This window comes from Pedobacter sp. BG31 (assembly GCF_042464845.1).
GTDB classification, from domain to species: domain Bacteria; phylum Bacteroidota; class Bacteroidia; order Sphingobacteriales; family Sphingobacteriaceae; genus Pedobacter; species Pedobacter suwonensis.
In genome coordinates this window covers 1-10,455 of sequence record NZ_JBHNZK010000039.1, presented here as the reverse complement: position 1 = coordinate 10,455, position 10,455 = coordinate 1, and the positions used below count along the sequence as shown (strand labels likewise).

The window sequence follows — 10,455 nt, the reverse complement described above, 5'->3', positions numbered from 1 at the left end:
ATTTAACCTGAGTTTTGGCTCTTAGCTTCGTCATTGCGAACTGAAGAAAGGACTTCGCCGGGGAGTGAAGCAATCTTTTTTGATCATAAATTACATGATAGATTGCTTCGGCTCGCGCATATGCCACGTTATAATGACGAATTATATTTGTAATAACCTGATAGTCAAATATCAATATCCGTCACTCACGTTATTCACCTTAGAGAGAAAAAGATAACTGAGGAGACTGTATCATCATTTGTATTTTATAGAATGGCCATCCTTTCTACCCTAACGGAGAAATCTATGGAGGCTATTGCGACTAAATTCATTGTTATAGCGTTACGATGCAATCGTTAATTTATTGATGCACGCGTTAGAAACGCGCGCAAGCGTGGAATATATACCACGATTTTTAACAGACAAAGTTCCTATTTAACCTGAGTTTTGGCTCTTAGCTTCGTCATTGCGAACTGAAGAAAGGACTTCGCCGGGGAGTGAAGCAATCTTTTTTGATCATAAATTACATGATAGATTGCTTCGGCTCGCGCATATGCCACGTTATAATGACGAATTATATTTGTAATAACCTGATAGTCAAATATCAATATCCATCACTCACGTTATTCACCTTAGAGAGAAAAAGATAACTGAGGAGACTGTATCATCATTTGTATTTTATAGAATGGCCATCCTTTCTACCCTAACGGAGAAATCTATGGAGGCTATTGCGACTAAATTCATTGTTATAGCGTTACGATGCAATCGTTAATTTATTGATGCACGCGTTAGAAACGCGCGCAAGCGTGGTGACGACCGTTTATGGAATGCGCAAAATAACATTGGCTAGCCGTTCGTCATGCTGATCCGATAGACATCGGATTTATTTTACAAGAGGAAAGTAGTTTGTCCTATGGCCTTGTAGCTACTTCGTGGTCAGCATCTTTTCAGCAGGAAAGACCCTGAAACAAGTTCAGGGTGACGGCCTCTTAATCAAATGCGATATAAGCTAAGGAGAGGCAATATTATTAATCGAACGCTGGTTAGTATCATTTATCTTGATTATAAAATGAATTATCCATCAGGATTTACAATTTTCTACTGATAATAAAGCTCTTGAAGCATTAATCAACCGCATACCTTTTCTTTAATAATGGAATAAGGATTTCAATTTCCTGTTTCAGGAGTTCCACTTTGGCTTTCAGCGCGACGTGATCGGAAATATCCGGTTCCTGCATTCCGGAGCTGATTGCTGCAAGGTTGTTCAGTCCGGCTGAAGAGGCCATCCCATATACCTTGTGCGAAAGTGAAATCATCATTTCAGGGTCTAACTGCGCACTCATTTCGTCTACCTGAACCAATATCTGGTTCAGCTGATTGATGGTGATGCCAATTATTTTTTTTATCCTATTGAGATCATTGTCCAGGTAGGACTCCAGTTTCCTACTGTCAAAATGAACAGGTTTTGTGATTTCAGTGGCAGCTGCATGATCCTTTTTACCCTGAAGCAGCCATTTTTTTAATATGCTTTCGATATTTTCTTCTAAAACCGGCTTGGTAATAAAATCATCCATGCCTGCCTCCAGGCTTTTTTCCCGCTCACCCATCACATTTGCCGCAGTGAGGGCAACGATAGGCGTTCTTTTTCCTTGCTCAATCAGCCTGATTTCACGGGTACATTGATATCCGTTCATTTCCGGCATCTGAATGTCCATGAAAATGAGGTCCGGTGATTCTCTTTTAAATACCTCCAGCGCTTTAACACCGTTTTCAGCTTCGAGTATCACGCTTCCGGGATGGAGTTTTTCAATCAGCGCGCGGGCCAGGAATCTGTTTACTTCATTATCCTCAACTACCATGAATTTAAATTCATTTTCAATGGTTTCAGATGAAGCCGATTGATCCGTATCATCAAATGAAATTTCAGGCGCTTTAAGCCTTGATAATACCTGGTAAAGTTCATGCATTTTGATCGGTTTTACCAACCGGTGTTCGATCTTCAGGTCTCTGCAGGCTTTGATGATTTTTTCATCATCTGAAGAACTGTGGAGAAGGATCAGCGGAAGTCTGTCCTGTTCAAGTGTAAAACTTTCCCTGATTTTTGCCGATGTTTCCAGTCCATCCATGTATGGCATGTGATAATCCATCAGGATGGCATCGTATATTCTTCCTTCTGCCAGAAACTGTAATGCTTCAAAGCCACTCCTGGCCTGGTCAGCCTGGATATTTTTAAGGGAGAGCATATTCACCAATATCTCCCGGTTATTATCATTGTCATCAACCACAAGTACATTTACGATGCTCTCTATCCCTCTCCATTCAATTGGCTCACCCTGTTCACATTTAAGGTTTACTTCGAAGAAAAAGGTACTTCCTTCTCCCGGAACGCTTTTGAGTTCAAGATGGCTTCCCATCATGTTTAATAACTTGTTGGAGATGGTCAGGCCTAAGCCTGTTCCGCCATATTTTTTGGTGGTTGAGGAATCTTCCTGGGAAAAAGCTCCAAAAATCTTTTCCTGTTTGCTTTTTTCGATCCCTATACCGGTATCCCTTACGCTAAACCTGAAGGAACACTGATTTTCTGCCTTACCCAGCTGCTCTATTCTAAGTTCTATTTCTCCTTTGGTTGTAAACTTAGCTGCGTTTCCTAATAAATTTATTAAAACCTGTTTCAAACGCAACGCATCAGTCCATACAAATCTTGGCAGATCAGGAGGGAGGTTTAACAGCATCTCCAGGCTTCTGGACTGGATCTGGTAAGTGGTGATGTCACTCGCCTGCCAGGCAATATCATACAGGTCACATTTTTCGATGTCGAGCTCAAATTTACCGGCCTCGATTTTAGAGAAATCTAAAATATCATTGATAATACTTAATAAAGCATTTGCCGATTGGTTGACAATGGTAAGGTATTGTTTCTGCGTATCGTTCAACTGCGTTTTTAACACCAGATCGGTGAAACCGATCACCCCGTTTAACGGGGTTCTTATTTCATGGCTCATATTGGCCAGAAATTCGGATTTGGCCGAATTGGCATGGTCGGCACGTAACCGCGCAACAGTTATTTCCTGCCGGTGTTTTACTGATGCCGAGATGTCTTGTGTGCAAATCATCATTCCGCCAATAGAGGTGTCCAGATGATACCATGGCCGCATTTCCCAGGAAATGTGTTGTGGCATATTGGTGCGGACATCCACATAAACGTCTTCATCTTTTTTCAGTATCTCGCCGCTGAGTACTTTCTTATGGTTATTTACACGGTCTTCTGACAGGTGGGGGAAGACATCATAGTACCACAGTCCTTCTATATCGTTTGTAATCTGCGTGTAGTTCTCTTTCCATTTTCTGCTGGCCGCTAGAAAGCGCATGTCCTTATCAAGCATTGCGATGGAGGCAGGTGCATTTTCGATAAAGGCGAGCAAGATGGCTTTCTCACGGGCAAGTGCTTTTTCGGTTGCCTCTTTTTGGGTAATATCCGTAGATATGCCGAGGTAGCCAATAATTTTGTCTTCCGAATCTCTGATGGAAGTAATGGATAGCGATACCCTTAAGCGTTTTCCGGATTTGGTGATGAAGGTAAAAGGCCGTTCTTTCTGCGGGCTGTCTGCACATTGTTTAAAAACATCAAAGCCTTTAACCGCATAGCCAAGCGTTGATGAGACATTGGCGCAAAGTTCTTCTACTTCTGTTTTGTCATGAAGGATTTCCGGTGTTTGCTTGCCAACCATTTCTTCGGCAGTGTATTCCAGTAAATGTTCTGAGGCCCGGTTGAATACGGTAATGATTCCATCCGTATCAGTAGCGATAATACTCACCGCTGTAGACGCTGAGAGGACATCATCCAGTAATTTTTTGGATTCAATCAGGGCCAGTTGAGCCCGTTTTTGTTCATCAATATCCTGAAATGTTCCATAAATGCGTTGCTTAGCGGTTTCCGGGGATTCGGCATCGCCTTTTGCCCTAACCCAGAGCTCCCTGCCATTAAAATCCCTGATCTCAAGCTCAAGATCCCATCCTTTGCCGGTCTGCACACATTCCTGAATGGCGTGTTGTATTTTTTCCCGGCTTTCTCCTTCCTTATAAAAATTAAGCCCGTTTTCCAAGGTTGGTATGTAATCTTTTGGCACAGCATGTATTTCTCTGGTTGTTGCGGTCCAAATAACCTTTCGCTCGTTCAGGTTAAGTTCCCATCCACCTATTTTAGCCAGTTTACTGGTCTCCTCCAAAAGGTTCCGCGTATGGATGAGTTCATTTTCAAGCTTTTTCTGATCGGTGATATCAACGGCGTTGCCTACGATGTAGGGTTTGTTATCCAGGTCTGTTTGCATCACGTTGGAATACAGCCAGATGGCTTGTTCTCCTGACTTCTTTTTTACCAGCATGTTACCTTTTGAGTAGCCATATTTCGTGATATCAGACAGGTATTTACGCAAATTATCATGCCTTTCAACAGGAACAATATCAAAAAGACTTTTATTCTTTAACTCAGATTTTCTGAAACCAAGTATTTTCGCACCTGCAGAGTTAATGGAGAGAAAGTTTCCATCCAGATCATGGGTACACATTAACCCCTGGGAACTTTCAAAGAAAGCTTTAAACTTCTGTTCGCTAACCTTCAATGCCCTGTTTTTTTCAAACTCAGCAGTTACATCGCGTCCGATGGCGAAAAGGTTTCCGTTTGCTTTTTCAGCTGTTGCGGTCCATTGAATCGTTTTGCATTGCCCGTCTTTGGTGACCATGGCTTGAGTAAGCTCGCCAGATGGCTCACCATTTTTTAGATTCTCCCAAATTTCCCGGGCCGTTTTTAAACTTTCTGATGGAATCAGGTCGAAGATCGTTTTTTGCTTTAGCTCCGTTTCATGGTATCCAAGCTGTTTATTAAAGCCCGGATTTACCTCTTTAAATTTTCCATCCGGTGCCAGGATACAGATCAGATCTTCTGAACCGTTAAATAGTGTACTGAAATTTTTATATTCTTCTTTTTTCCGGCGCTCTATGATGAGCGATATGGCCTCTTCAGCAAGTAAAGAAAGGATCCGTTGCTGGCTGGCTGTTAATTTCTTGGGCGCTAAATCTGCTACACATATCGAACCCAGTGTAAATCCATTAGGATCTATTAAAGGATATCCGGCATAAAACCTTACCCTCACCCCATCTTCAGCTAGCGCATGGTGCCTGAAACGATCATCTTCAAGGGTATCCTCTACAATAAATACCTCTTTGCCAAGTATGGGATACTCACATATTGCAATTCCCCGGGGTACCTCATCTATATTGAGGCCGGTTGTTGATTTATACCAGATCCTGTCCTTTTCTGCAAAAGAAATCAACGATATTTCACATTCGCAGATCAATGAAGCAATTTCAGTGAGTCTGTCAAATCCCCGCTCTTTTCCGGAGTTTATGATTTCGTAATTATAAAGTGCTTCCAGACGAGCATTTTCATTTTGTTGCATTTCAATCTTTTTGTCAGGCAGAGCGTTGTTAACTTAATTAAATGATAACCAGCAATAGACGCAAATTATTTTAAATCCTGCTTTTTTATTTTTCCACCTTTGCGTTAACTGTTAACCTTATTTTGATATCCTTTAATATTACGATTAGTTGATGAATATCAAAAACAAAATTTTAAATATGTGATTTTTCCGGGGTTTTTATTCGTTTCTGGCATGTGATTGAGTATTTTAAAGGATAGGTTTTCTACACGTTCAATAGCGATTAAAACCGGAATAAAATTTTGGTGATCAGGTGGAAGGAGCTGATAAGCTAAACGCTTTCTTTTTGAAACAGGGCAGGTATTGTTTTTAAAATAAGCTTTATATCGTTTGTAAAACTTTGGTTCTTCGCGTATTCATTGTCAAGTAACAGGCGCTCTTCCTCACTCATTTCACCTTTCCCCCTTTTTTCCACCTGCCATAATCCGGTTATTCCTGCTGGCGCGGCAAACCGCAGTACATACCGGTCTGTAGTTAGTTTTTCGGCTTCATAAATGGGCAATGGCCGGTTCCCCACAATGCTCATATCTCCTTTAATTACATTCCATAGCTGGGGAAGTTCATCTATACTCGTATTTCTGATGAAATTGCCAACCCTGGTTATTCGTGGATCATTCGCGATCTTGAAAAAAGCAGAGCCACTATTCGTAGCAAAATAACCACCGTCCTTTTCGCACCACTGCACACCATCTCCGTAAAGCGGATACTGGCATTTTCCGGCCGGTAAGCAATCCTGGCAAAGAACTGAATCGGGGGTTGTTGTTTTCTGTTCCTTCTTATCTATATCATACTGGTTGAGGTGTATCAGATCCTTAACTTTTTTATCTGCATCTACATACATCGAACGGAATTTATAAAATTTAAAAACTTTAAATCCTGTTCCTGCACGCAGCGAATAGTAAAAAACAGGGCCTTTGGATTCCATCCATATCGCCAGGGCAACAATTAATAGCAGCGGGAAAAGTATAATTAAGGCCGAGCTGGCGAAGAAAATATCAAAGGCTCTTTTTGCCAGGCCGATAGGGCGTATTACATTTGGCCTGATGGAAAGGCTTTTGGTTAGTGCCTCCCAGTTTTTAACGAAAAAAGTAACCCGTTTCTCTACACGTTCTTTCTGCATGGGCAGCCGGAATACATCTGATATACCCGCGGTTAGGGCGAGTATCCTTAAATTTGGATTAAAGTATTTAACAACCAGAAAAAAAGGTACGCCTGGCATCTGTATATTTTTGAGCGTTTCAATAAGCGTAAGCCCGCCGTTAGACAGGATTTCGCTGTTTGATATGATGGCTACAATTTTAAGGTGCTGTTCTGTCCATGCCTGTGAAAGCTTTAGTCCATTGTCAAAATACACAAGCCGCAACCCTTCGAAATTACAGCTTTCGAAAAAGGTACGTTCTGTATAATTCTCGAAACCGACCATGGCAATAATACCTGGTTCAACGGAGCCGTTGATCTGTTTCTCTACCATTAAAAATTGCTTTTTCCGGCACGTCTTAATACCATTTTTATTCTGGCTTCCAGTTCGGCAGGATTGAAAGGTTTAACCATAAAATCATCAGCGCCGGCTTCCAGGCATTTTATGCGTTTATTAGAACTTTCTTCTCCGGATAAAATCATAATGGGCAGGGAGCTGAAAAAGTCGCTGGTTTTTAGCTGTTCGATTAATTCAAGGCCACTCATATTAGGCGTATTCAAATCTGAAATAATCAGATCCGGAATATTTCCGTTCTGGAGAAACGTGAGCGCGTCTATGCCATCAGGCCTGATATCGATGCGGTATCTCGGCTGCAATATTTCCTTCAGTATTGCCTGCATAAATTCGTCATCTTCAACAAGCAGGATATGTATTTTAGGATTATTCTGTTGATTCATTGGCGAAGAAGCGTTGATTGGGGAACTTCAATGTGATTTTTTGTGCAATCTTTATATGAAAGTAGCTGCCAAGTATTTGAATGTACAATTGATTTTTAATATTTATTAGGCCTTTTTAGCCGTTAATAAATCCGAAATTATTTAAAATTTAACAATAATAACTAATTTAGTCACGGTTACATTTTAGTACAATTATAACAAAAAAAAAGGCAACTTTTTCATTATTCCTATTAGGAGTTTAAAAAAAATCTCTCCATAAGCTGGCAGGATATGTGATTAATTTTTCGCTTCAGGCAGAACTTTGATTACTTGTTTATTGTTTCTGAAAATAAGGCGTAACTTTAATATCGGATATTAATGAGCGGCAGTACCCTAATAAAATTATTATAGTATCAAAATGATAAGCAGAAATCTTTTGTCCCTTGACAGCGCACAGCTAAACAGGCTATTCCCATTCTTCGTTATTGCTGACGCAGCTATGAATATTGTGGAACTGGGGGACAAACTGAAGGAAATTTGTGGTAATAGGGTTGGTGAATCCATTTTCGATTATTTTACTGACCTGCATTTTGATGAAGACGTTCAGGATGGTTTAAAGAACAGCTGGATCACCCTGAAACAGCAACCTGTACGCCTAACCGGTAAATGGGAAAAGATTGCTGCACAAAACCTGTTTTTTTTTGCCGGATACGGGCAATCATTTCTTGATGAAATTCAACTGCCTGAACCTGATCCAGGTGTAAATCCCGATAACAGTAAAACCGATTCAACGCAAAGTCAGGTATTTTCGGTTGATGAATACAGTTATCACCAGGTGATCGAAAATATGAGGATCGGTTTGGTAGAACTTGACCTGGCCGGGCATATTGTTTATGCAAATAGCAGTTTTTGTGAAATCTGCGGCTATGATCTTGTTGGTATTAAAGGCAAATTGCTGTCAGAACTGTGGGCTGGCAGGATATTTTCGGAGGATGGTGATGCCATAGGTTACGATAACATCACATCAAAGGTAAGCGAAATACAGTTTTTAGATACAAAAGGTGAAAGGAAATGGTGGTTGGCATGTAGCAGCTTAAGTTTTAACCATGAGCATGAACAAATCGGTTCGCTGCTGATTAATTTTGAGATTACCTATCATAAAGAACAGAAACTGGAGCTGATGGCCGCTAAATCAGAAGCAGAAAAAGCGGTCAGCAGTAAGGATATGTTTTTGGCAAATATGAGTCATGAGATCAGAACGCCCATGAATGCCATTATCACGATGGCCAACCAGCTGGCTAAAACCAATCCAACGGTTGAGCAGGATTATTGCATTCAAACCATACAGACCGCATCGAAAAACCTGTTGGTCATCATTAATGATATCCTGGACCTTTCTAAAATTGAGGCGGGCAAAGTGAATCTCGAATCTATTGGACTCGATATTTCAAAAGTACTCAGGGAAGTGATCCAGGTGATTAAGCATAAAGCGGAAAAGAAAGGACTTATTATTGATTATTTCCAGCCTCATCATGATGAGATTGCTCCGGTATTGATAGGCGACCCCTACCGGATTAGCCAGATCGTGTTGAACCTGCTGAGCAACGCTGTAAAATTTACCGATAAAGGATCTGTATCCCTTAAGCTGAGTCTTTTGGAAAATTTTGATGATGCCCAGGAAATTGAGATTATGGTGAAGGATACCGGAATAGGAATGCAGCCTGAATTTGTTAAACGTCTTTTTGACAACTTTAGCCAGGAATATGAATCTGTATCACGCAGGTATGGTGGAACCGGATTGGGTATGAGCATATCAAAAAAGCTTGTTGCCCAGATGGGAGGATATTTTAACATTAAAAGTGAAAAAGGAAAGGGCTCTGAAATTTCGTTTGTTATCCGGCTGATGAAAGGTGTTGGCGAGGATCTTCCGGTGGAGGAAAAACTGGTGCTGAGCGACGACCTGTTTTCGGGCAAAAGGATTCTTATTGTTGATGATAATGAAATGAACAGGCTCGTTGCTTCTACGGTATTATTGAACTACGGTTGTCAGATCATGATAGCTGAGAATGGCCAGATGGCCATTGATATGGTTGATAAGGATAATTTCGACCTGATTCTTATGGATATTCAGATGCCGGTTCTGAATGGTTATGATACTACAAAGTTGTTGCGTAAAGGCGGCTTTGAAGGACCCATCATAGCGCTAACCGCTTCAGCAATAATAGGGGAAAGGGAAAAATGTATAGCCGCCGGCATGGATGATTACATTGCAAAGCCTATAAAAGAAGACCTTTTTATTACGGTAATTGATAAATGGATGGTAAAAGGAGCTGTTGAAACCGTTCAGCCAGAGGTTGAGGTCCCGCTTTACAGCCTGGATGGTCTTTACGTAATCAGCAAAGGGAGGGAGGATTTTGTGACTAAAATGATTCAGATGTTTTGTGATCAGATGCCTTCTGCCGTTAGCGACCTGAACCAGGCTTTAGAAAATGCTGATCTTCCAAAAATATCAACGCTGGCCCATAAACTTAAATCAACCATTGATCACCTGGGCATTGTTTCCATTCAGCGCGTGATCAGGGATATAGAAAGCCTGAGTGACGAAAATGCGCCCGTTTCAGAACTGATTCCTTTGATTGCACAGGTTAACCGTGTGATTGATCAGGTAGTTTCGGACCTCCAAACCGAAATAACAAGAAGGAACCAGGATTTGGCTGATTAGTCTGCATCAAAGGGGCTGAAATGATTAAGTAAGTCATTTTGGGCTGCCGGTAATGCTGAAAGTCCGCTTTGCAGATTAACTATTTAAATGCAATTCGTTAGCCACTAACCAGCAGGGATATTGCTTTTAAAACATTTGCAAAAATTAATTAGCCACGGAAACACAGAAATCACGGAGGAGATTAAAATTTTTCCGTGTTTTTCGTGGTTCCGTGGCAGACATAACGCTTAGGCATGCGCAGAAAGATCTACAACTATTTAAATGCAATTCGTTAGCCCCTAACCAGCAGGGATATTGCTTTTAAAACATTTGCAAAAATTAATTAGCCACGGAAACACAGAAATCACGGAGGAGATTAAAATTTTTCCGTGTTTTTCGTGGTTCCGTGGCAGACATAACGCTTAG

The 10,455-nt window shown here is 41.0% G+C and carries 4 protein-coding genes; 1 reads left to right on the top strand and 3 read right to left on the bottom strand.

Annotated features, from left to right (window positions below; all coding sequences use genetic code 11):
- Positions 1–1,103: 1,103 nt before the first annotated feature.
- The 3 genes from ACFE6N_RS23330 to ACFE6N_RS23320 form a co-directional block, all read right to left on the bottom strand.
- Positions 1,104–5,435 (bottom strand): PAS domain S-box protein, encoded by a 4,332-nt coding sequence (locus tag ACFE6N_RS23330; RefSeq protein ID WP_378940311.1) that lies wholly within the window; start codon positions 5,433–5,435, stop codon positions 1,104–1,106.
- Positions 5,436–5,745: 310 nt separating this feature from the next.
- On the bottom strand, positions 5,746–6,945 hold the full coding sequence (locus ACFE6N_RS23325; RefSeq protein ID WP_378940309.1) for a sugar transferase: 1,200 nt from the start codon (positions 6,943–6,945) through the stop codon (positions 5,746–5,748).
- Positions 6,945–7,349 (bottom strand): PleD family two-component system response regulator, encoded by a 405-nt coding sequence (locus ACFE6N_RS23320; protein WP_090988332.1) that lies wholly within the window; start codon positions 7,347–7,349, stop codon positions 6,945–6,947. The genes ACFE6N_RS23325 and ACFE6N_RS23320 overlap by 1 nt, the downstream gene beginning before the upstream one ends.
- 397 nt (positions 7,350–7,746) lie before the next feature.
- Between ACFE6N_RS23320 and ACFE6N_RS23315 the strand changes: the two genes are divergently transcribed.
- A complete protein-coding gene (locus tag ACFE6N_RS23315) occupies positions 7,747–10,050 on the top strand; it encodes an ATP-binding protein (protein WP_378940307.1) in 2,304 nt (767 codons plus the stop codon).
- Positions 10,051–10,455 lie beyond the last annotated feature (405 nt).